This is a genomic window from Shewanella marisflavi, from assembly GCF_023283925.1.
GTDB classification, from domain to species: Bacteria; Pseudomonadota; Gammaproteobacteria; order Enterobacterales; family Shewanellaceae; genus Shewanella; species Shewanella marisflavi.
Map to the genome: position 1 here is coordinate 287,650 of NZ_JAKIKX010000005.1, position 23,922 is coordinate 311,571.

Consider the following 23,922-nt stretch of genomic DNA (forward strand, 5'->3'; position numbering starts at 1 on the left):
AAAACAAAACGCCGTCATCTTTGACGGCGTTTTGCTGTGGGTTATTTGCGCCTGTGTAATTGCTGCAGTTGAGTTGCCACTGTTTAATCGCTATGGGTAAGACGCAGGCAATGCCTTACTTGATTTAGGTAATGCCTTATTCTACTTGGGCAATGCCTTACTCGTTGCGGCCATCTAATACCGCATTATAGCGCTCAAAGCCGGCCTCGAGATCTTTGATGAGATCGTCAGGGTTTTCCAGCCCCACATGCAAGCGGATCAAGGGTTTGCTGCTGTCCCACTGAGTGGCGGTGCGCAGTTTGTCGATACCAAATACGCCCAGAATCAGACTTTCATAGCCGCCCCATGAGAAGCCCATCTTAAAGTGCTGCATGTTTTCCACAAAGGCGGTGATCGACTTGATGTTGCCTTGCTTGAGTACAAAGGAGAAGAGGCCGTTAGACGCGCTGAAATCACGCTTAAAAAACTCATGCCCAGGGCAGGTGGTAAAGGCGGGGTGACGCAGGTGATCCACCTCTGGGCGCGTAGCCAACCAATTGGCAACCTTAAGGGCATTTTTTTCATGTTGCGCCATGCGAACCCCAAGGGTCCGCAACCCACGGCTGGCGAGGTAGATATCGTCCGCCGAGGTACATTGCCCCATGAGGTAGCTGTTTTCTCTAAGCTGCTCCCAATGAGCCTCGTTGGCGGTTGCCGTGCCCAGCATCACATCTGAATGGCCAACAATATATTTGGTGGCGGCCTGAATGGAGATATCGACGCCCAGTTCGAACGGACGGCTGTTGATAGGGGAGGCCCAGGTGTTATCCAGCATAACCACCAGACCATGCTCATGGGCAATGCGGCTCAAGGTCGGCACATCTTGCACCTCTAGGGTGATAGAGCCGGGAGACTCAAGAAACAGCACCTTGGTATTGGGGCGGATAAGCGCCTCAATACCTTTGCCGATCAGCGGGGCGTAGTAGGTGGTTTCTATGCCAAAGCCTTTGAGCAGCTTGTCGCACAGATCCCGTGTGGGTTCATAGGCGGTATCGACCATCAAGAGATGATCACCTGCTTTGAGAAAAGAGAGTAGTGCGCCCGAGATGGCGGCTGAACCAGAGGGAAAGAGCGCGGTGCCCACGCCACCTTCAAGTTCGGCAATGGCCGCCTGAAAGGCAAAGTGGGTAGGGGTGCCGCGGCGGCCATAAAACATCTCGCCATTGGCGCGGTTTTTGGTGGCGTAACGCATCTCTTCTATGGTGTCGAATACCACGGTGGAAGCGCGAAATACCGGGGGATTGATCACCCCCTTACTCCATTTCTTGTCACGGCCGACGCTAACTATCTTGGTCTCTTTTTTCATCCCATCTACTCATCTTGGCTAGGCAATGCAGCCATCTTAACATCTATACGGCTAAATGAAAGTGAGATTTACTTATGTGTTTACCCTTGCAAATCGGCCTGCATCTATTGGGTTTTAAGTGGCAGACGGATGTGGATAGCGACACCTATGGCTTGATTGTCTTGCATCAGATTTTCGGCGCGAATACTGCCGTCGTGGAAATCGGTGATCAGCCTGGCAATATAGAGTCCTAGCCCTAAGTGAGGCTTGTCTTGCACTTTCTGGTCGCGTACAGAGACCATGGACTCGAAGATCTGTTCGCCCATGTTCGCCGGCAGAGATGGCCCTTGGTTGCTGACGCACAGCAGTGCCTGTTTGCCCTTGGCTTTGAGTGACACCTTGATGGGCGTTTCAGGTTGGCTAAATTCGATGGCATTGGCGATCAGCTTGTCCATTAACTGGGCAATATATTCAGGCACGCCGCGCATCGGCATCGGCTCCTTATCGATCTCCAGTTCAAAGCGCTGGTTGGGGTAGGTCATCTGATAGCCCTGCATACAGCCGGCGATCACCTTGTCGAGGGGGAAGTTATCGACATCGGCATCGGTCAGGGCTTCTTCGAGGCGCGTCGCTTCACTCATGTTATTGAGGATCATATTGAGGCGGCTAACCCCTTCATGGGCTCTGTCCACATATTTTTGATGCTGAGGCGGCAGTCCCTGGCTGTTGAGGTGCTCAAGCGATGAGCGAACCACGGCCACCGGCGTGCGCAGTTCATGGCCCAGGCGGGAGGACATATTCTCCAGATAATGGGTATATTGGCTCAAACGGCTGACGATACTGGCGAAACTGCGGCTAAGATCGCCAATTTCATCGCGCACCTTTGACCCGACAATCGCCTTTCTGATCCGTCCCTGGCTGTCGATCGCCTGCTCGGCGTCATCGCGTAACTTGCGAATACGGCTGGAGATACTGGAGGCGAAGAAGAAGAGTGCCAAGGTGCCCATGCTCATCACGGTTAAGATCACGTTGAACAATTTCTCGAGCGCTTTGTTGCGCAGGGTACGGATGCCGTGGGTGGTTTCCTCGGCGATCACCACGCCCATGACGGTGTTATCGATCCAGATGGGGCTGGCGGCGGCGAGGATCACCGCTTTGCCATCGGGCGACAGGCGCCAGGTGGAGCCAAACTGACCGGCTAATGCCTTGCGAATATGGCTGCCCTCCAATACGGTCGAGTCTTTCAGGGAGTCGACAAAATGTTTCGGCGGCGTGGTCAAAATACGGTAGTAGAGGGGATGCAAATAGTTTTGCTTAAATCGCCCCCAGAAGCTGTCCGGTGTCTGTTCTGTGGCGGTTTGCGCCCAGACATTGGTGCTGCTGTAGATATCGCCGGATTTAGCCAATACCCGGCCATGGCGATCCACCACCCAGATCCGTGAGCTGTTATGACTCATCCCCTTGATGATGCTTTCAATTTCTGGCGAAGGTACAAGCACAGTACCTAGCTTGGTGACATCGTCGGTGGCCGAAGTACCCACAATCGCCTCAACATTGCGTTTACGCCTGTCGTTGACATCGACGATGGCAAAGCCCAGCTTGCTGCCTACCATCTCCAGCGGCATTCTGAGTTCTATGTTGTAGCCTTTTTCGGTTTTGAGCCACTTGCCCTGAATGCGCACTTCTGGAGTAACCGGTTGAGAGCGTTTGGGATCGGCTGGCAGTTCGAAGGCACTTATCCAGCCATCGCGTATGGTGGCGACGATATAGCGGCGAAAATGGCCATCGGGTGCCAAGGTGGCGATGGCCAGATGGTCGTTATTGTCGATTCTCAGGCTGTTAGTGCCGCGGTAGATCACCTTAGGATCGGTCACCTCGAAATAGGCGTACAGGTAACCGGCGTATTTACCCACCATATGGGTAAAACTGACATTAAGGGGCTTGCCGTCATCGGCCTTAAATAGCTGGTGGTCGGCGCCATAAACCAAGGCGCGATGACGATTGGTTTGCCACTCGCCTAATTTGCCATCTAGGTGTATGGGACCGCTTAAAGGATAGGCATAGAGATCCCGTCCTTTTTTTACCTGTGACAGGAAACTGGCTTGTTTGTCGAATAGCTTAGGGCGTTCGTGTAGCGCGGTGGCCAGTGCCTGTGTGGTCCCTTCCAATGTTTTTTCCTGACCATAGCGCAGGTACTTTTCCATCTCCCACACATACTGGTAGCCCAACCAAGGCAGGCAGAGCAGAAACAGGGAGAGGATGGCGACCTTAGTGCGCAGGCCGATGGGCAGATTAAACATGCTTAGTCTTGGTTGTCCCAGCGATAACCCATGCCATATACGGTATCTATGCAATCAAATTCAGGATCTTGGCTAATAAATTTCTTACGGATCCGCTTTACATGGGAGGTGATGGTGCTGTCGTCCACATAGATCTTGGCATCTTGCATCAGCGCTTGGCGACTGCGTACATGTCCGGGGTGTTTGGCCAGGGCATGTACCATCCAAAATTCGGTAACCGTCAGCTCGATAGGCAGCTGTTTCCAGTAGACCTGAATACGGTTGACATCTATGGTCAGGTTGCCGTGCTCTATCATGCCATCCTGGGGGTTAGCGCCATTTTGGATGTCCGAGCGTCGAAATAGTGCCGCCAGGCGGGCGATCAGATGGGGAAAGCTGACATCTTTACTCAAATAGTCATCGGCGCCGAGTCTCAACCCACAGACGGTATCGAAATCGCTGTCACGGGCAGTCAGAAAGATGATCGGCAAAGTGTTAGACATGGCTCTGAGGGATTGGCACAGGGTAAAGCCGCCATCAATCTCATTTTCCAGGCCAATATCGATGATCGCCAGATCCGGTAAACGAGTATTGAAGGCTTCCATGGCGCTAGGGCGGTTGGCATAGGCCTGGACACTATAGCCTTGCTGCTGTAGCACCTCTTTGTAATTCTCGCGGATAGCCGCTTCATCTTCCACTATTGCAATACGCTTCATTATCTATCCAATACAGCTTCGTGTTTCTGGGAAGTGACTATACAGCAAATTTTCGGCGAAAAAAGTGGTGTGGCTAAAATGCCATTTTGTTGCCACATTTGGTCGCTGCATCGTCATTTTTGCACCCCTGACTTGCCATTTCACTGTTATTTAATGACCTCATCGACAGGAACCACAAGGTTCTAAATAACCCATCCATGTCAACTTGAGGAATTTCCCATGAAGAAGCAGATCATTGCCGTGTTAATCAGTGTTTCGTTATTTGGCAGCTCAGCGGCCTTCGCTGCCCCTAACACTCAAGCGACAACCGAGGTATCGAGTGATAAAGAAGCGCTGATCGGCGTTGGATCAGGCATAGTGCTGGGCGCCGTGGTGGCAGGCCCTGTGGGCGCGATCATCGGCGCATTTACCGGCGGCATGATAGGTCAGACGGTGGCCAATGACAGTGAGATTAAACAGCAACAGACGGCACTGGCAGAAAAAGAGTCTCGGCTGATGGCACTCAAGCAGCAAAATGAGGCGCTCATGACCGTGCAGGAGGAGTATCAAGAGGCCAAGGTGGAACTGGCCCAGCTCAGACAGCATCAGGGCACTCGCCTTGAGGAGTTGGCGCTCGGGTTGAATGTTCAGTTTAAAACCGGCTCCTCTACCGTTGAGCCCCATTTTCAGAGCCAACTCGATGAAGTAGCCGATGCCATGGTGATATCACCTCAGCTCAAGTTAGATCTTACCGGTTATGCCGACAGACGAGGTGACAGCAGCTATAACCAGGCGCTCTCTGAGCAGCGGGTTGCCGAGGTAAGAAGTTACTTGCTTGCCAAAGGGGTGGATGCATCTCGCCTTGACGCTAAGGCCTTTGGTGCCAGCGCGCCAGTGAAAGATGAACAGAGTTTCGAGAATGACTTTTTCGATCGCCGCGTGACCATCAAGTTAGTGCCAGGCGATACCGCACTGGCAGCTAACTAAGTCAGGCCCATGAAGCAGCGTGTAAGAAGGAGAATTAAAATGTTGCCGCGCGCGAGTCTAAGGAAATCCCAGACCGACCCTTGCCCCCCAAGGGGGGCTTTTTTTCCCCTAGGACGCCGCCTATTGGCGCGGCTATGGGAAGTGAACATTACCCTGTTCGCCATGACGAGTTTAACTGCATTTGGCTTGACTACGATTGGCCTGACAGCCCCGGCTTGGGGGCGGGCAATCCCTAGTGTCAGTGAAAGCCACTTTACTCAAACTAAGCAAGATGAGCTTGAGGTGCTTGGACAAGGCGTGCTGGAGTATCAGCTCGGTGGCGAGCTGGGTCAGAAGTCAGTGTCATCCACGGCGTTGGCTGTGGATACGCAAGTGAAGATGAATATCTCTGGCTGGATCAACCGTGTCTCAGTAAAGCAAATTTTTGTGAACGACAGCGACCATTGGCTCAATGGCCGCTATCAGTTTCCTCTGCCTCACGATGCGGCGGTCGATAGTCTGACACTGCAGATAGGTCAGCGCGTGATCGTCGGGGAGATCCAACCTAAGGCGGTGGCACGGCAAACCTTTGAGCAAGCCAAGGCCAGTGGTAAGAAGGCCAGTCTGGTCAGTCAGCAAAGACCGAATATCTTTTCATCTGAGGTCGCTAACCTTGGACCGGGTGAGGCCTTAGTGGTGGAGATAGCCTATCAGCAGCAGGTGCGTTATCAAGATGGCGAATTTAGCCTGCGTTTTCCAACCGCCATAACCCCAAGATATGATCCAAACGCAAAGGCTAACCTGAGAGATGGTCAATCGGCATTCGGCAATAGAGTCCCAGAAGCATCAGGAGAGCAGAAGCTTTATCTGGACGTGGTACTAGATGCCGGCATGGCCATCAGTCGCTTGGAAACCCCGTATCACAAGATGCGTCAGACGCAACTTGGTGGCACTAAAATTGGCCTTAGTTTGACCAATAACTTGCGTCCCGACAGGGATTTTATGCTTAAGTGGCGCCCGCAGCTGGCCGAGCAGCCCAGCGCGGTCATGTTTAGCCAATTAGGTAAGACTCATGGAGAGCCGTCAGCTCAGGTCAAAGAGCAAGATAGCTACGCGTTGGTGATGTTGATGGCACCTCAAGATAAGGCTCGTGTGCGTCTGCCTCGGGAGCTGACCTTGGTTATTGACACCTCTGGTTCCATGTCGGGGGATTCGATTATGCAGGCCAAATCCGCCATTTTAAATGCCTTAGCTGGACTTGGTAGCCAGGACACCTTTAATGTGATCGCCTTTGACAGCTCAGTGCGCAGCCTATCACCCATGGCGCTGCCGGTGACCGCGGCAAACTTAGGTAAGGCTAATCTATTCGTGCAAAGTCTTGAAGCCGATGGCGGAACTGAGATGGCGCCGGCACTGCTGCGGGCTTTGAGTCAGCCGGAGCCAGCCACTTCTATGTCACAACGACTAAAACAGGTGGTGTTTATTACCGATGGTGCCATAGGTAACGAGGCCTCTCTGTTTGCCCTGATTGCCGCCAATATCGGTCGCCAGCGCCTGTTTACCGTAGGGATAGGCGCGGCCCCCAATGGCTACTTTATGGAGCGCGCCGCCAGGGCTGGGCGCGGCACTTATACCTATGTTGGCAAGATCAGCGAGGTGGACGCCAAGATAGGGGAGTTGTTAGAAAAGATAGAGTCGCCACAGATCAGCAATGTGACTCTCACCCTAGATGATGGCTCTATCCCAGATTACTGGCCGGTGCAGATTGGGGATCTCTATGCCCATGAACCCATTATGGTGGCCCTGAGATTAACCGCTACTCAGCGCGCCGTGAGCGATGCGTTAATCATTTCTGGGGATCTGGATGGTAAGAACTGGCAGCGAAGATTGGCCCTGTCGGTACAGGAAAAGCCGCGCGGCATCGATCTTATCTGGGCTCGCAATCAAATTGCCAGTCTGGAGCTTGGTAAAAACCCCCATAATCTCGATGCGGTGAAGGCAAGTGTGACCCGTTTGGCGATGGATTATCATCTGGTCAGTCCCTATACCAGCCTGATTGCCGTGGATAAGACACCGTCGCGTCCTGAAAGCGTCGATGCAATGGAGCTGTTTAAACCCTCTATGCTTCCCGTTCAACAGCAGTGGCCTCAGACGGCAACCGAGAGCCGTCTGTATCTGGCTGTTGGTGCTATGATGCTCGCCTTAATCGCTGCGTATTGGTTTAGTTATCTGCCCTGTTTGCACCGTTTGTGGCGAAGACGTTTAAGTGAGGTGCATTCATGAACCGTCGCAGACGCTTGGGCCTGAGGCATGTGTTGCTGTTTACCGCACTGATGGCGGCCATGACACTGATATTCAAAGGAGGATATATGCAAGCTAAGGCGCATTTTGCTCAGTTTTTGATTGAGCGAGCATGGGATAAAACCCTCAGCGATCGTCAGCAGCATAAGCCCTGGAGCTGGGCCGATACCTACCCCGTGGCTAAGCTGCATTTTATCGATGAGCAGGGCAGACAGCACGGTGACCCCCTTTATGTGTTGGCGGGCGCCTCAGGACGTAACCTGGCTTTTGGTCCCGCCGCTATTTTGGCGGATAATCAGATCAATCATTGGGGGAACACAGTTATTGCCGGTCACAGAGACACTCATTTCTCGCGTCTTCGGGGGATACATTCGGGCCAGATGATCACTGTGCAGGATGCCTCGTCTCAGATAGTGCGCTACCGCGTCCTGGGGACCAAGGTAGTGGATGAGGAAGATACGCGCTTGCTGGCTAATGAATCTGAACTGCGCTTGACTCTGGTGACCTGCTATCCCTTCGATAGTCTACTTGGTCAGAGTCGACAGCGCTTTGTGGTGGTTGCTGCGCCGCTAGAAAGTGAGGTAGCGCTCATTGAGCCTGCGCCACCTAAGTCGGCGGAGTTACAGAGGCATTACCCGGTTTCTGCCTAAATGCTTAGCATCATATAAGAAACCGTCAGTTCGCTCGATCAGCGACTCGAAGGTGTCCTTCGTCTGCCATTCGCTGACACCAAAAGAGGCGCTGATCTTATTGATAAGCTGATCTTTACGTCTATCTTTCAAGGTGATCTTCTCGAGTGAGCGGCGCATGGCATCGGCCAGTTGGCGTGCCTTACGCTGATGACTGTTAGGCACCAGCAAAGCAAACTCTTCACCACCGTAGCGGTAGAGCTTAATGCCATCTCGGCAGGATTCACCCAGGCGTTTGGCAACCGCTTTTAACACATTGTCGCCCAGATGGTGGCCGTAGGTGTCGTTAACGTTTTTAAAGTGATCCACATCGGCCAAGATGAGACAGGTTCCCTCAGGAGACTGTGCTAACAGGCCTTTCAGATCTTGATCGAAGGCGCGGCGGTTAAGCACGCCAGTAAGGGCGTCATGGTAAACGTCACGCTCGGAGCGTTGTAACTCGGCGCGCAGGGCTGCGATCTCCTCCTGGGCCTTGTCCAATCGTCCGGTAAAATATTCGGTGGTCTGACGGATCTCATCAGATTCTTTCACCAGATCCCGCACCAGACCTAACACCTTCTCCAGGCTTAAGCCTTCTTCTTCGATGCGATTGAGCCGATTAAAGTTACTGTCGATACGCTGCTGAAAAACCGTGGCATCTTGGTTGGTGTCTTTAATGGATTGCGACAGCTCTATGGTCATGGCCTCAAGGTTCTGACGCATGTTGAGGACATTGACCTCGTTGGGGTCGGCGATATGCTCGCGGTAGAGCAACTCGGCGGTCACTGGTGGGCAGGTGTTGTACTGGTTAACTATCTTGTCTAATTTGTCGATGAGTAGGGGATTTTGTTGACCGACATAGGCATACCACAAGGCGTAGTTGGTTGGTGTCGTTGGGATTTGATGCTTTAACATCAAGGGTACGGCTTTCTTGAGGTTGATAGCGGCTTCGCGCATCAAATCTTTGCTCATATCGACTCCTAAAACAGCTGGTCTGGGCCTAGCCTGTAAGGGGAAACTTGTCACTCTGTTCGCGCTTAGTGCCTGGCTATGCCCCCTAAGCGCTGGCTTCTTCAAGCATAGTCGCGAAAGGGGGTCGCTGCAGTTTAATACTAGTGCTTGCTAATCAATAGTTTGTTGATTTGGCGCCCACTTTAGCCAATTGGGGTCGACTTTGGGGTGCAGTTCAAACTGCTGTCCCTCGGCGATTTGATTGGTTTGTGAGCTGCTGCTTTCGGTTGCCACGCCTATACCACCTGCGATGATGGTTTCTAATGAGCCGGTTTCAATCTGGGCACCAGAGAAGAGACCTAGGTCGACCTTGATCCCTGAGAGATCCCAGAATTGACTGGTTTGATTGACCAGATGACGATAATGTTTGGCGATTTGCGCCGTCATCAGTACCTGAGTGCCATTATCTGATAGCTGCACCTGCTTGATTTCACCTATTTTTATACCGCGAAACACAATAGGTGTGCCAACCTTCATGGAGCCCAGGTTGTCATCGACTAAGGTAAAGGTGAGGGCATCCTGGCTGAGCTTAGCTGGTGACTCGACACGCCCGATAAACTGACTGATGCTGTGTTGACTCTGGCCAGGTAGCACAGAGACATAGGGGCCTGTGAGTAAGGTTTCTGCCGCTGAGACGCCTGAGAGTGAGATCTCGGCATCGACGATGAAGTATTGGGCATCATCGGCAAGGAAAGGGGCTGCGTAGTCGCCATAGAGGTAGGCATCGACCGTGACAGTTTGTAGATCTTGATTAAGCTTAACGCGCTCCACTTCGCCTATCTGATGACCCAGGTAACGTATGGGGGCATGGGCACTTAATCGTGTGCTGGCGTCAAAGCTTATATTGATGGGCGTTGCCTTGGCGCGGGCCATCTCCTCAGAGCCATAGAGGTGGGTTTGATTGCCTTGACTATCGGCATCCAATAGACCCAGGGACACACTGCCTTTAATTGCGCCTTCAAGAGGTGCCAGATCGACCTTTAGCCCATTTAAACTGGCGTCGACGCTCAGCGCACCATTGCGCCAAAAGACGCTGTTGGGTTTCACTAGCTTAGCAAAGGCCTTGTCTATGCCAAGCACTAACTTGAATTGCTCACTATCACTGTGCCAGTCGACCCGCTCGACTTCGCCGATCTGCATCTTCTTATAATAGATAGGAGAGTGTGCTGAAAGGCCTGCACCATCTGCGCTGCTTAACTCGACTCTGAGACGATTTAGTTGACTAAAATAGCTCTCTGCCTGCTGAGTGTTGGCAAACAAAGGCAGTGGTTGCTTGGGGTTAAATGTTTTGTGGCTCTTGCCTGGGTTGAGACTGATAGCACCCTTAGTAAAGGTGTCCAGATCCCGGGTGCTTACCGAAACCCCTTCGAGTGATGCGTCGATAGCCAGCGCCGATTCGGCAACAAAATAGCTGTCTTGGCGCAGTAGGGAAGCAAACTCTGGCCAGATGTTAATTTGGTAGTCCAGCGCGGAAAAATCTTGTTTAAACTCGAGGGCGCTGACTTCGCCTATGGGCAGTTGTTTATAGCGTACCTGGGCGCCAGTTCGGATCCCAGGGTTTTCATCGGATGTCAGGTGCACAATAACAGGGGATAAGCCTTGCTGCGGCGCTGTATCCAGTAGTTTGTAGCTCGCTTGACGTTCGCCGCTGCCAGGTAGGAATGCCACCACATTGCCTGTGACTAGACGAGTAGCATGTTTGATGCCGCTTAGCGACAGGTCGGCGCCCTCGAGCCAAAATTGACTGTCTTGGCCTACAAGATCCGCATACTGGTTTTCTATCACTGCATCAAAGCTCACCCCGCTTTCGCTAAGCTGGGTATGGGTGATGCGGCCGATATTAATCCCTCTATATACGATATCGGCGCCAGTACTCAGGCTATCGGCATCCTTTGCGGTCAAGGTAAAGCTAATACCGCCCAGCGCGCTGTCTTTATCTTCGAAAATGGCAAAGGTTTGGTTGGCCTCGGCTTTGTCGCTGTCAGGTGATGAGGAGAAGCTTACGCCGCCGGCTAAGATCGCTGCCAGGCTCTCAGTTTTGACCTTGATACCAGAGAGGGTTGCATCCAGCGCTAAGCCCGAGACATTCCAAAAGCGCGAGTCTTGTTTAACCAAGTGGGCATATTTCTTTTCGATGTAGGCATTAAACAAGATGCTGTCGTCGTTAACCAGACGATAACCGACGATGTTGCCGACCGGGATTTGGCGATAAAACACTTGTGAGCCGACATCAAGTGAGCCTAGTCCCTCACTGGTGAGCTCTATCATCAAGCCATCTGCGCCGGGGGCCACGGGCGGTGCCTGATCTTCGGCAATAAATTCGTTTCTGTAGTCGCCATCGCCTGGCTGAATGGCAATATAGTTACCTGAGAAAAGTGCATCTAAGCCTTCGACGCCGGTAATGGAGGCCTTAGGGGTAACCAACCAGAACTTAGTTTCATCTTTAAGGAAAGGGGTAGAGCGATAGTCCATCAAGAGATCGACATAAACCCCTTGCAGCTGATCGTCAATACTGATGTCGACCACCTTACCTACGGTTAAGCCTTGGTATCTGACTAATGTCTTGCCAACATCTATCCCGGACGCACTGGGAAAATGGATACGCACTTCGACACCTGATTCTCGAATACTCTTAATACCGAGCCAAGCCCCAAGTGCTAGCGCAATTAACGGCAGCAACCAGATGGGAGAGAAGAGCTTTTTCTTAACGACTTTTGGTGTTTCAATTTGTGTCATCTTTCGATTCCAATCGGTCCCAGAGTAAACGTGTATCTAATACTTTTGCGGCAAGTTGTGTGAGCAAAATGACTAAGGCAAAGGCGGTGGCCGCTGGCGCGGGTTTGGCATCCCATATCTGTCCCATATTGATCAGCGCTGCGGTAATGGAGATCACAAATAGATCTAACATAGACCAGCGTCCTATCCATTCGATGATATGAAAGCCGGTCATCAGTGTCTTTTTCGAGATAGGCAAGCGGTAACTGATGGCGGTCAAATATAGCGCCAGGCCAAAGATTTTTAGCATAGGGACTAAGATACTGGCGGTAAAAAGAATAATGGCAATCGGTAAGAGATCCAGATGCACCAGATGGCTGATCCCGCTCAAAATGGTGTCCTGTCGTACCTGCCCCTGACTGGTCATAATCGTGATGGGGTAGAGGTTGGCAGGAAATAATAAGATGGCAGCGGTGATCAATAAGGCCCAACTTTTTTGCACGCTGGTGCGATCCCGACTTTGCACGGGTTGGCCACAGCGTGGACAGGTGCCCTGTTCTACATGACATAAATATTTGCAGGTTGGGCAGTTAGTTAACCCCAGTGCTTCGCCCTGTGCTGACTGTACTTGCTTACTCATCCAGTACACTCCACATATGCTCTATGTCATATTCGCGCTGCATGAAAATCACCATAATAAACAGCATGGTAAAGCTAAAGGTACCTATGCCGAAGTAGAGATCCGTGTAATCTGAAAGCTGAAAAACCGATATGAAGATACTGATCATGTAGATCTCTAACATAGAAAGCTGTGCCAGAAGACTGTGTTGTTTGAGCAACTTCTTATAGATGGCACGAAAGAAGGGGGTTTTCAATCGATACTTGATGATAAGTATCTGACTCAGTATGGATAATATTAGCAGTCCTGGTGCAATGACCGCCGCGACTAATACTGCTATGCCCACGACCCAATAGCCTTGCGACGCGACCGACATCGCGCCGCCAGTGATGGTGGTGGTACGAATACTACCGAGAAAATGCATCTCGAGCACAGGGAAAAAATTGGCGGGAAAATAGAGGATCAACGCCGTAATACAAAGGGCTAGCATGCCGTTGATGGAACAGTAGGGAGTATCATATAGATTGGTATGACAGCGGGGGCACAGAGCCCTAACGCCCGTAGGCAAAGCGCGCTTTCTTACGACGAGATCGCAAGCGCGGCAAAGCACAATACTCTTGTCTAACACCTCTGTTTTCATACTTATATTCGGGCGTTTCCTGTTTGCTATGGTCATCTATTAACGAGCAATTTCTTGATATAGACCAGTAATCTACTGCCTATAAGATATTACTATAGCCAATCTATTGAAATCCTTATTAAGGATACCCCTTAAACTGGAGCCAATAGTGCAGCAGATTCTATCAGATAAAGTTTGATACTTGCATAAGAAGTTGTATTTATGAGATTCTACAACTGTATATAAAAACAGTGTGAGGGTGATATGGCAGTTATAACGAAATTTGTCGTAGTCAGAGAAGGGGTGGAGAAGATGACATTCACATCTAAGAAGGAGGCCGATGCCTACGATAAGATGCTCGATATTGCAGATAATCTTCTTCCTTTTATCGAGCAAGTTGATTTAGGCTTAGACGAAAATGCAATCGAGCAGCTATGTTTCTACATGGCAGAAAATAAAGATCAGTTGATGGGCCTGTTAAAAGGTGGCGCGACGACTAAGACCGCACCCGCGAAGAAACCGGCGAAAAAAGCTGAAGCAAAAACTTAATATAGTTAGGAAAATAGTATGACTGCACCTTGTTATTCGACACTCTCCCGTCAAGTTGACGCCTTATTCGCCGGGGAAGATAATCTTATCGCGGCGTTAGCGAACTTCTCAGCGCTGCTTAATGAGCACCTTGAGGATATCAATTGGGTGGGATTTTATCTGCTTCAAGGTGAGCAACTGATCCTGGGGCCTTTTCAAGGCAAAGTAGCCTGTACGCGCATTCCTATGGGGAAGGGGGTGTGTGGCACTGCTGCTCAAACAGATAGTACCCAACGCGTTGCCGATGTGCATAGTTTCGAAGGGCACATTGCTTGTGATTCGGCAAGTAATTCAGAAATTGTGATTCCGCTGCGCCGTGATGGAGAGGTCATTGGCGTGTTAGATATTGATAGTCCATCCTTCTCCCGTTTCGATGAGAAAGATCAATTGGGGCTGGAGTCCTGCGTAAAAAGCCTAGAAAAGGCTTTATTTGCTTAAACTACAACCAATTTTGCACAATTGATGGTCGCTTTCATCTCGCGCACCTTTATAATAGGCCGCTTGATGAATGCAAAATTACACGCTTTTACATTTCATTAGTTGAAATGAATACTTGGCGTTTGTTTAATGTAATTGATAAGGTATGTTGGATTGTGCGGTCGAGGGCTGAAATGCCTTAATTAACGACCCGATGTCTAACCAATATGAACGACACGCCGACCCACGCCATAACGTGACAAGGTGATAGTCCCTTTTAAACTGTGGAAGTAATGATGGAATCAACAGAAAAGTTGACCGACACCAACGCAATTCTTGCGTATTTATATGAAACATTTCCTTTATGCTTTATCGCTGAAGGTGAAACTAAGCCTCTAAAAATAGGATTGTTTCAAGACTTGGCTGAAAGGTTAGCTGATGATTCTAAAGTCAGTAAAACGCAATTAAGAATCGCCTTACGCCGTTACACCAGCAGCTGGCGTTATCTTAAAGGCGTTAAAGCTGGGGCGCAGCGTGTCGATCTTGACGGTAATGAGTGTGGCGAGCTGGAGCAAGAGCATATTGATCATGCTCAGGCTACACTGAAAGAAAGTCTGGAGAAGGCCAAGGCTAAGCGTGCAGCGAAAGCCGCTGCGGAGAAGACTGACAAGCCAGGCCCTAAGGTAGAAAAAAAGGCCTTTAAAAAGCCATTACCTAAGCGCAGCAAGCCTGCTCCTAAGGTGACTAAGCCGCAAGTTGAGGCGCAAAATTTAAGTCCTGCCGTACTCACCGAGTTGAAACCAAATCAACGCGTGAGTGTCAAACTAGGTAAATCGCCTGTCGCAGGCGTTATTCTGGACATCAAGAAAGAAGATGTTCAAGTGCAGTTAGATTCGGGATTGACGGTAAAAGTACCTGTAGAACATATCCTGCTATAACTGTTCATCGTATAAAGGAGTAACTTGTTGATGCGAAAACTCACTCTGGCAGCATCCATTGCCAGCATATTTGTAGGATTCTCGGCTTGGGCACTGACGCCCAGTATTCCATCTAGCGAGTTGCCCTCTTTAACACAAGAGCCGCAACATAAAGTGGCAAGCAAGCGAGTGACAGGCCTGTTCACTCGCGCCCATTATCACAGATTCGATCTGGATGATGCCTTTTCACAGCAGGTGTTCGAGCGCTATCTCAAGCAGCTCGATTACCGTCGCAATGTCCTGCTTCAAAGCGATATCGACAGTTTCAAACAGTATTCAAATCAGTTCGACGATATGCTGAAGAGTGGTGATTTAGCGCCGGCCTATAAGATGTTCGATCTGGTGCAGCAGCGTCGTTACGATCGTTTCGCCTATGCCTTATCCCTGCTGGATAAGGAGATGGACTTTAATCTCCCTGGTGATAGTTACCAGTACGACAGAGATGAAGCCGCCTGGCCGAAAGATGAGGCTGAAATTAACGAGCTGTGGCGTCAACGTGTTAAATACGATGCCTTAAACCTTAAACTGACCGGTAAGAACTGGGATGAGATCGTTGAGGTACTTGAGAAGCGTTATAACAATGCAATCAAGCGTCTGAGTCAGACCAAGAGTGAAGATGTATTCCAGGGTGTGATGAACGCCTTCTCTCGTAGCGTCGAGCCGCACACCAGTTACCTGTCACCTCGCAACGCCGAACGTTTCCAGATGGAGATGAACCTAAGCCTTGAAGGCATAGGCGCGGTATTGCAAATGGATGATGATTATACGGTGATCAAGAGCCTGGTTGCTGGCGGCCCTGCGGCTAACAGTGAAAAACTGGCGCCGGAAGATCGTATTGTGGGTGTCGGCCAGGAAGGTAAAGAGATAGTCGATGTGATCGGCTGGCGACTGGACGATGTGGTCGAGTTGATCAAGGGCCCTAAAGGCAGCAAGGTGATTTTGCAGATCCTGCCTAAGAAGGGGGGCTCAGCGGCTAAGCCTATCGATGTCACCATAGTTCGTGACAAGATACGCTTAGAAGACCGCGCCGCGACCTCAGAAGTGATTGAACCATCAACCGGTGATTATGCTGGTCGCAAGGTGGGAGTGATTAAGATCCCTGGCTTCTACATGAACCTGTCACAGGATGTCACCAAAGAGTTGGTGAAACTCAAAGAAGCTAAAGTCGAAGGTGTGGTGATTGACCTGCGTGGTAATGGTGGTGGTGCCTTAACCGAAGCAACACTGTTAACCGGTCTGTTTATCGAGCAGGGGCCAGTGGTTCAGATCCGTGACGCAAACGGCAAGGTGTCACAAAATCGCGACAACGACGGCCGTGTGACCTATTCAGGGCCACTTACCGTGATGGTAGATCGCTATAGTGCTTCGGCATCAGAAATTTTTGCTGCTGCTTTACAAGATTATGACCGAGCATTGATCGTCGGTGAGTCGACATTTGGTAAAGGCACGGTACAACAGCATAAGAGTCTTGGTCGTATCTATGATATGTACGACAAGCCGATAGGCCATGTGCAGTACACTATCGCTAAGTTCTACCGTATCAATGGTGGTAGTACACAGCTAAAAGGGGTCACACCGGATATTCCATTCCCGAGTGCCCTAGAGCCTGGTGAGTATGGCGAAGCTGAAGAAGACAATGCACTGCCATGGGACAAGGTGCCTGTTGCTCAATACGGTACCCTTGGCGATATAAACCCTGAGCTAGTGACCCATTTGGACTCACGTCATCAGCAGCGTATTAAGAATGATGTTGAATTTGGCTATATTGAACAAGATATCGCAGAGTTTAAGAAGAGCCATAAAGAAACCAGTGTTTCTCTGGTGGAGAAAGAGCGTATCGCCGAGCGTGAAGCCAATGACGATAAGCAACTTGCCCGTCTTAACGAGCGCCGAGCGGTGGAAGGATTAGAAGCCCTTAAATCGCTAGATGACGCCGAAGATGATGTGAAAGCGCCTGATGCGTTTTTAGATGAAACTGTCTATATCACACTGGATCTGGTGGATATGGATAAAGTGGCTAAAAATCAGGTGAAATAGTATTGAGCCAGACTTAATAAAAACGCGCTATTGGCGCGTTTTTTTATAATCTTTTCAGATGAGGGAATGTGAATGGCACAGGTTAAGGCCAAATATTTAAAAGATTATCGAGCACCGGACCACACAATAACCCAGGTGGATCTCTCCTTTGTATTGGATGGTGCTAACACTCAGGTAACGGCGGTGAGCCAGGTTCGCCGAGTTAACGACACAGCCAAGACCTTGGTACTTGATGGTGAGAGCCTGACAGTGAGTCAGTTGCTGGTCAATGGCCAAGCTCATGAGTACCGCGAGGTCGAAGGCCAGTTGCATCTTGATACCGATTTAGCATCCTTTGAGCTAACCATAGTGACTCAGCTGGATCCCCAGGCAAACTTGGCACTCGAAGGGCTATATATGTCTGATGGCGCCTATTGTACTCAGTGTGAGGCGGAAGGCTTTAGACGTATCACTTATTTCCTCGATCGCCCCGATGTTCTAGCTGTCTATTCGGTGCGTATCGAAGCCGATAAGGCAGCCTTTCCTTATCTGTTGAGTAATGGTAACCGCGTCGACAGTGGCGAACTGGGCAATGGGCGTCATTTTGTCTGTTGGCAAGATCCCTTCCCCAAACCCGCTTACCTGTTCGCCTTGGTGGCTGGTGATTTTGATCTGCTTAGCGATAGCTTTACCACTAAGAGCGGCCGCGAAGTGGCGCTGCAGGTATTTGTCGATAAAGGTAATCTGCACAAGGCACATCATGCGATGCTGTCACTGAAAAAGTCGATGGCCTGGGATGAAAGCCGCTTCGACCTAGAATATGATCTTGATATCTACATGATCGTCGCGGTGGATTTCTTCAACATGGGCGCCATGGAAAACAAAGGTCTGAATGTATTTAATACAAAATATGTGTTGGCCGATAAAGACTCAGCCACCGATGAAGATTATCACGGTATTGAGTCTGTGGTAGGGCATGAGTATTTCCATAACTGGACCGGCAACCGAGTGACTTGTCGCGACTGGTTCCAATTGAGCCTGAAAGAGGGGCTGACTGTCTTTAGGGACCAAGAATTCAGTTCCGATATGGGCTCACGCGCGGTTAATCGTATTCATGCGATCAAGGTGATCAAGAATCAGCAGTTCGCCGAAGATAGTGGGCCGATGGCCCATGCGATCCGTCCAGACTCCGTCATCGAGATGAACAACTTTTATACCGTGACAGTGTATAACAAGGGCGCCGAAGTGATCCGCATGATGCACACCTTATTAGGTGAGCAGGGCTTCCAGGCGGGGATGAAGTGTTATTTCGAGCGTCATGATGGACAGGCGGTAACCTGTGATGATTTTGTGGCGGCGATGGAAGACGCCAGCGGCGTTGATCTGAGCCAGTTTAGGCGTTGGTATAGTCAATCCGGTACGCCTGAGCTGACTATCCTTGAGGCCTATGATGCGGATAAGCGAGAGTATCGCCTTACTGTTAGCCAGCATACTCCGGCAACGCCTGATCAAAGCGAGAAGCTGCCTTTGCATATTCCGTTGGATCTTGAGCTGATCGCTAGCGATGGTCGTTCGCTACTCAGTCAAGTCTTTAGCGTCACAGAGACAGAGCAAGAGCTGGTATTTAGTGAGATGGCTGAGCGCCCTGTGCCGTCTTTACTGCAAAACTTCTCAGCGCCAGTCAGACTCAAGTTTGATTATAGCGTCGAGCAACTCATTCATTTGATGCGTTATGCGAGTAGTGAAGTGGCTAAATGGGAGGCTTCTGCAGCCTTATTTAGTCAGGCCGTTTGGGGTAACGTTGAACATCTTAAGGCGCAGCAGTCTATGTATGTTGACCCTCGACTCGTCGATGCGGTTAAAGGCTTGCTGCTCGATGAAGCCTTGGACAAGGCGTTACTTGCAGAGGTGCTGAACTTCCCAAGCTTGAATACCTTGGTAGAGCAGGTGGGACAGGTCGATCTGGACGCATTGGCGGCGGCGCGAGAGTTTTTGATTGAGGAAATTGCCTCAGGTTGTGAAGATGAACTTGTGGCGCGCTATCGTGAGTTGGCCTCCCAGGATGATGCCGGAGCCAGAGCCTTAAAGAATGCCTGTTTAACCCTGCTATTGCAGATGTCTGATGCTTATCAAGTCTTGGCACAGCGACAATATGAACAGGCCAACAATATGACCGACAGCCTAGGCGCCCTGGCTGCGTTGAATCAGGAAGCGTCGCAATTACGAGACAGTTTACTTTCTGATTTTCAACAGAAATGGGCCGATACGCCATTGGTGATGGACAAGTGGTTGACTCTACATGCCTGTTGTCCGGGCGAGGATCGCGTGACGGCGCTGCGTGAGTTAACACTGCACAGTGCCTTTAGCTTCTCCAACCCTAATCGCGTACGTTCCTTGATTGGCGCTTTTGCTGCGGCTAATCCGCTCTCGTTCCATCAGCCTGATGGTAGCGGATATCGATTTTTGACCGAGGCAATCATCAAGCTCAATACCTTAAATCCTCAGGTTGCTGCGCGTATTATCACGCCATTGATCCAATTTAAGAAGTTTGATGAGCAGCGTCAGAAGTTGATGCGAGCTGCGCTAGAAGAGATATTGGCCTTGCCAGATCTGTCGAAAGACCTTTACGAGAAGGTGTCTAAGGCGCTGGCATAAGTTAGCAGGGCGAGGTGCTTTGCATCTCGCCACTTTTTTAAACTAAGACTATGATGATATTTACTTTTCCTATTCAGGTGAGTTACCAGGATTTTCTCAATTACTATCAAGGAAGTATTGATAAAATTGAGGTTAGAGATATTTCTGGGAAGATCCTCTGGATACACGCTCGCCATTTTCGGCCTTTTTTAACCACGTCAGGCATAAAGGGTTATTTTCGACTGGAACTCGATGATAACGGACAGTTCGTTTCCCTCACTCCACTATAAGTTTTAGAGTATATACTTCAAACGAATGATTGTGCTCCACTCAAAATTTTGTCTCCCAATGTAAAAGTTTAATTGCCTGTTTCTGCTTGTTTTTTCAATAGCCGTTTTTCATCTGGTATGACTTGTTAGAAAGAATTTAAATCAGTCGTTTGAAAATAGATAAGTCCTTTAGCTTAAGTGTACAAATCTCAAGGTAATTTTCTGTTTTTTCGCCTTGCTCATCCCACCTAAATGCTGTAACAATGGTGTTACCTGTACGCTAACAAGATGTTGGCCATCATTCCTATAACAAAGAATCCAGCAGGTTACGGAGAAGAGCTAAAAATGAAAAACGTTAAAAATGGCTTTAACAAGTCAGCGCTAGCTTTGGGGATCGTTGCGGCGTTGAGTGTTGGGGTGACATCTGGCGTACAAGCCGTGTCATTCGATTGGGGAGAAGTGCAAGGTTCATTCGATTCAACCTTCAGTGCCGGTGCAAGTTGGCGGGTAGAAGAGCGTGATTGGAATGACCAGATTGGTAAGGTTAATCACCCGCGCTTCGATTGGTCTAATTATTCGGCATTTAATAATACTAAGTACACTTCGACTGAGATTTGGGCTCAGCCAGGGTCTTACTCAAGCAACGGTGATTTGGGTAACTTGCTCTACTCACAGGGCGATGTGACCTCCATGGTCTTTAAAGGCCTGCACGAGTTGTCGTTAAAGTATAAGAATTTCGGTTTGTTTGCTCGTGGCATGTATTTCTACGATCAGAAAGCCAACAATGGTAGCTACGGCTACAGCGATCCGATAACGGGCAAGGAATATGATCCTTGTGCCGACTCAGAAGCTTCTGAAGTGCAATGTAAAGATGTGCGCTTGCTGGATGCATTCATCTATGGTGATTTCGACTTTAACGATGGTGCCAATCCACTTAGCGTCCGTATCGGTAACCAAGTGGTGTCATGGGGTGAAAGTACCCTTATTCCACATGGTATTGGTGTGATCAACCCAGTTGACCTGAATATTCTTAATGCACCGGGTGCAGAACTTAAAGAAGCCTTCAGACCTCAAGGGATGATTTGGGCATCATTGGGTATTAGTGAATCGCTCTCCCTTGAAGCCTTTTATCAGTATGATTGGCAGCCTGTTTGGGTTCCAACACCTGGTTCTTATTTCTCAACCAATGATTTCGCCGGTTACGGTGGTTACTCGCAAAACGCTCAGCTTGGCTTTAACGCCAACCCAGATATTAATCTAGATTTTCTGATCGAAGAGTATCAACAGCTGTCCGCTATGGTGGCGTCAGGCCGCTATGATGCTGCGACTTTAGGATCACTTGCCTTGGCTTATCCAACCAAAGTGACCCTGATGCAAGATCAGGCCAGCGCCAGTGACTCGGGCCAATATGGTATTAAGCTAGGTTACTATGCCCCTGAGCTAGGTGAGACAGAGTTTGGTTTCTATTACATGAATTACCATAGTCGACGTCCGTTGATCAGCGGTACAGCAGCTAACTTTACCCAAGAGGCAATAGGTAAAGATTTAGCGACCCTGGCCGCCATTGGCGCGACAGGTGGTGAAGTTGACCGTCAAACCTTGCTGGGGTTAGAGACCTTCTCCAAGGCGCAGATTGAATACCCGGAAGATATCAAACTATACGGCTTTAGTTTCAATACTCTGGTTGGCGATACCTCGGTAGCTGGTGAAATTGCCCATCGTCAAGATGAGCCACTGCAGATCGATGATGTAGAATTGCTGTTTGCCGCTATGCCACAGCAGCTAGCCAACGCGGGTCTTCGCCCAGATTTAGACGGTATTTCTCAGGTGAAGGGTATAGGCTCGGGTGAAGCGGCAGAAGGCTATATTCTGCGTGATACTACGCAAGCGCAGGTGACCTTTACTCATCTATTTGGTCCGACTCTGGGCACTGATAACCTGGTGGTGTTGGCCGAGGTCGGTGGCGTATGGATCCATGATATGCCTGGGTTTGACGAGCTGCGTCTCAATGGACCGGGGACGGCACGTTCAGGCGGTAACCCTGATATGCCAGGGATCATCGAGGCTGTTCACAATGGCCCTGAAACCAACCCATTCCCGACCGATTTTGCCTGGGGCTATCGTTTTGTGGCCAAGGCTGAATACAACAACCTGTTTGCCGGGGTCAACATGGCACCGCGCATCATCTTCTCCCATGATGTTAAAGGGATCACACCCGATCCTATGTTCCTGTTCACCGAAGGTAAGAAGTCAGTCGCTATCGGCATTAACTTCGATTACCAGAGCCGTTGGGGAGCCGATGTTTCCTATAACTCTTTCTTCGGTGGTGTTGGCACCACGAATCTGATGTCAGATCGTGATTACGTGTCATTTAACATCAAGTATTCAATCTAATTCACAAGGACAATAAGAATGAAAAAATTAACACTATTGTCGGCAGCTGTGATCGTTGCTTTAACTGCGCCAACGGCCTTTGCGAAAGTATCAGAGGCGCAGGCGGCAAAACTCGGTACCGAACTGACGCCGCTAGGTGGTGAAAAGGCGGGTAACGCCGACGGTTCTATTCCAGCCTGGGATGGCGGTATTACCCAAGCAGTGGCGGGTTATGAGAAAGGTATGCATCATCCCGATCCCTTCGCAGCCGATAAGATTGAGTTTACTATCACCAATGCCAATAAAGATCAGTACAAGGACCATCTCACCGAAGGTCAGCTAAAGCTATTTGATCTTTATCCTGATACGTTCAAGATGAATGTGTATCAGACGCGCCGCACCGCTTCTGTTCCTCAGTTTGTGTACGACGCCACAAAAGCCAATGCCACTCGCGCCGAATTGGTTGCCGATGGTAACGGGATTTCTGGGGGCTCGATTGGTGTGCCGTTTCCTATTCCACAAAATGGTTTAGAAGCGATTTGGAACCACGTACTGCGTTTTCGTGGCGTAGACGTTGAGACTGCCCGTAGCCAGGCAGCGCCAACGGCATCGGGTAGCTACACCTTAGTAGAAACCGCCGAAGAGATACGTTTTGAGTATTCTCGCCCAGAGATGACACTGGATAAATTGAAAGAGTCTAATACCCTGTTTTACTTTAAGCAGGTCGTGACACAGCCTGCTCGTCTTGCAGGTACCGCGCTCTTGGTTAAAGAGACCATGGATCAGGAAGCCTTGCCTCGTCAGGCATGGACCTATAACACAGGGCAGCGCCGCGTACGTAAGGCGCCAAATGTCGCTTTCGATACCCCGGGCACAGTGTCTGATGGTCTGCGCACCACAGATGATTTCGATATGTTCAACGGCTCGCCAGTTCGTTACAACTGGGAGTTAATGGGTAAGAAAGAGATCTACATTCCCTACAACGACTACAAGCTCCATTCAGACAAGCTAAAATATGAGCAGATCCTACAGCCTGGTCATATCAATCCAGAGCATGTTCGTTGGGAGAAACACCGTGTTTGGGTGGTCAAGGCGCAACTAAAAGAGGGGATGCGTCATATCTATAAGACACGTGTCTTCTACCTAGATGAAGATTCATGGCAGGTGTCTTTGTCGGATATGTATGACAACCGCGACGAGTTATATCGTGTCGCCGTCGCCCATGCGATTAACTACTATGAAGTACCAACACACTGGACCACGCTAGAAGTGATCCATGATTTACAGTCACGTCGTTATCTGGCTATGGGCCTCGATAACGAAGGACGTATGTATAACTTTGATGCCAAGCTGAGTGAAGCCAACTTTACGCCAGCGGCATTGAGACGTGCTGGTATTCGTTAAGCACTTATGCGTTATGGACTAATTCTATAAAGAATTAGGGGAGAGGG

18 protein-coding genes are annotated in these 23,922 nt (G+C 49.9%); 11 read left to right on the plus strand and 7 right to left on the minus strand.

Annotated features, from left to right (window positions below; all coding sequences use genetic code 11):
• Positions 1-157 precede the first annotated feature (157 nt).
• The 3 genes from L2712_RS12675 to pdsR all read right to left on the minus strand — a co-directional run bounded on the left by L2712_RS12675 (position 158) and on the right by pdsR (position 4,319).
• On the minus strand, positions 158-1,345 hold the full coding sequence (locus L2712_RS12675; RefSeq protein ID WP_248977982.1) for a cystathionine beta-lyase: 1,188 nt from the start codon (positions 1,343-1,345) through the stop codon (positions 158-160).
• Positions 1,346-1,449: 104 nt separating this feature from the next.
• Entirely contained in the window at positions 1,450-3,624 is a 2,175-nt protein-coding gene (pdsS, locus tag L2712_RS12680) for a proteobacterial dedicated sortase system histidine kinase (RefSeq protein WP_248977983.1), read from the minus strand.
• Between the two features lie 2 nt (positions 3,625-3,626).
• Positions 3,627-4,319 (minus strand): proteobacterial dedicated sortase system response regulator, encoded by a 693-nt coding sequence (pdsR, locus tag L2712_RS12685; protein WP_033538320.1) that lies wholly within the window; start codon positions 4,317-4,319, stop codon positions 3,627-3,629.
• 219 nt (positions 4,320-4,538) lie between these two features.
• Between pdsR and pdsO the strand changes: the two genes are divergently transcribed.
• The 3 genes from pdsO (at position 4,539) to L2712_RS12700 (ending at position 8,215) form a co-directional block, all read left to right on the plus strand.
• Positions 4,539-5,285 (plus strand): sortase-associated OmpA-like protein PdsO, encoded by a 747-nt coding sequence (gene pdsO / locus L2712_RS12690; protein ID WP_033538321.1) that lies wholly within the window; start codon positions 4,539-4,541, stop codon positions 5,283-5,285.
• 123 nt (positions 5,286-5,408) lie between these two features.
• Complete coding sequence (locus L2712_RS12695) at positions 5,409-7,547, plus strand: marine proteobacterial sortase target protein (protein WP_248977984.1); 2,139 nt, start codon at positions 5,409-5,411, stop codon at positions 7,545-7,547.
• Positions 7,544-8,215: a class GN sortase gene (locus L2712_RS12700; RefSeq protein WP_248977985.1), complete on the plus strand. Its 672-nt coding sequence runs from the start codon at positions 7,544-7,546 to the stop codon at positions 8,213-8,215. Before L2712_RS12695 ends, L2712_RS12700 begins: the two co-directional genes overlap by 4 nt.
• Here the strand turns inward: L2712_RS12700 and L2712_RS12705 are convergent.
• The 4 genes from L2712_RS12705 to L2712_RS12720 form a co-directional block, all read right to left on the minus strand.
• Positions 8,186-9,205 carry a GGDEF domain-containing protein gene (locus tag L2712_RS12705; protein WP_088904746.1) on the minus strand — a complete coding sequence of 340 codons (1,020 nt, stop codon included), beginning with the start codon at positions 9,203-9,205 and terminating at the stop codon, positions 8,186-8,188. The genes L2712_RS12700 and L2712_RS12705 overlap by 30 nt on opposite strands.
• A gap of 150 nt (positions 9,206-9,355) precedes the next feature.
• Entirely contained in the window at positions 9,356-11,980 is a 2,625-nt protein-coding gene (locus L2712_RS12710; RefSeq protein WP_248977986.1) for an MlaD family protein, read from the minus strand.
• Complete coding sequence (locus L2712_RS12715; protein WP_033538324.1) at positions 11,967-12,599, minus strand: paraquat-inducible protein A; 633 nt, start codon at positions 12,597-12,599, stop codon at positions 11,967-11,969. The genes L2712_RS12710 and L2712_RS12715 overlap by 14 nt, the downstream gene beginning before the upstream one ends.
• Positions 12,592-13,218, minus strand: a complete 627-nt coding sequence (locus tag L2712_RS12720; RefSeq protein WP_033538325.1) for a paraquat-inducible protein A — start codon at positions 13,216-13,218, stop codon at positions 12,592-12,594. Before L2712_RS12720 ends, L2712_RS12715 begins: the two co-directional genes overlap by 8 nt.
• 243 nt (positions 13,219-13,461) lie before the next feature.
• Between L2712_RS12720 and L2712_RS12725 the strand changes: the two genes are divergently transcribed.
• From L2712_RS12725 to L2712_RS12760, 8 genes are all read left to right on the plus strand, one after another.
• Positions 13,462-13,746: a YebG family protein gene (locus L2712_RS12725; protein WP_033538326.1), complete on the plus strand. Its 285-nt coding sequence runs from the start codon at positions 13,462-13,464 to the stop codon at positions 13,744-13,746.
• A gap of 18 nt (positions 13,747-13,764) precedes the next feature.
• Positions 13,765-14,223 carry a GAF domain-containing protein gene (locus tag L2712_RS12730; protein ID WP_033538327.1) on the plus strand — a complete coding sequence of 153 codons (459 nt, stop codon included), beginning with the start codon at positions 13,765-13,767 and terminating at the stop codon, positions 14,221-14,223.
• Positions 14,224-14,498: 275 nt separating this feature from the next.
• The gene (gene proQ, locus L2712_RS12735) at positions 14,499-15,140 is read left to right on the plus strand and encodes an RNA chaperone ProQ (RefSeq protein ID WP_248977987.1); all 642 of its coding nucleotides are present in this window, start codon (positions 14,499-14,501) and stop codon (positions 15,138-15,140) included.
• Between the two features lie 30 nt (positions 15,141-15,170).
• Positions 15,171-17,216: a carboxy terminal-processing peptidase gene (gene prc / locus L2712_RS12740; protein WP_248977988.1), complete on the plus strand. Its 2,046-nt coding sequence runs from the start codon at positions 15,171-15,173 to the stop codon at positions 17,214-17,216.
• A gap of 72 nt (positions 17,217-17,288) precedes the next feature.
• A complete protein-coding gene (gene pepN / locus L2712_RS12745; protein WP_248977989.1) occupies positions 17,289-19,850 on the plus strand; it encodes an aminopeptidase N in 2,562 nt (853 codons plus the stop codon).
• A gap of 53 nt (positions 19,851-19,903) precedes the next feature.
• Entirely contained in the window at positions 19,904-20,119 is a 216-nt protein-coding gene (locus L2712_RS12750) for a DUF2835 domain-containing protein (protein WP_033538331.1), read from the plus strand.
• Between the two features lie 324 nt (positions 20,120-20,443).
• Complete coding sequence (locus L2712_RS12755; protein ID WP_248977990.1) at positions 20,444-22,492, plus strand: DUF1302 domain-containing protein; 2,049 nt, start codon at positions 20,444-20,446, stop codon at positions 22,490-22,492.
• Positions 22,493-22,510: 18 nt separating this feature from the next.
• Positions 22,511-23,875 (plus strand): DUF1329 domain-containing protein, encoded by a 1,365-nt coding sequence (locus L2712_RS12760; protein ID WP_248977991.1) that lies wholly within the window; start codon positions 22,511-22,513, stop codon positions 23,873-23,875.
• The last annotated feature ends 47 nt before the right edge of the window (positions 23,876-23,922 follow it).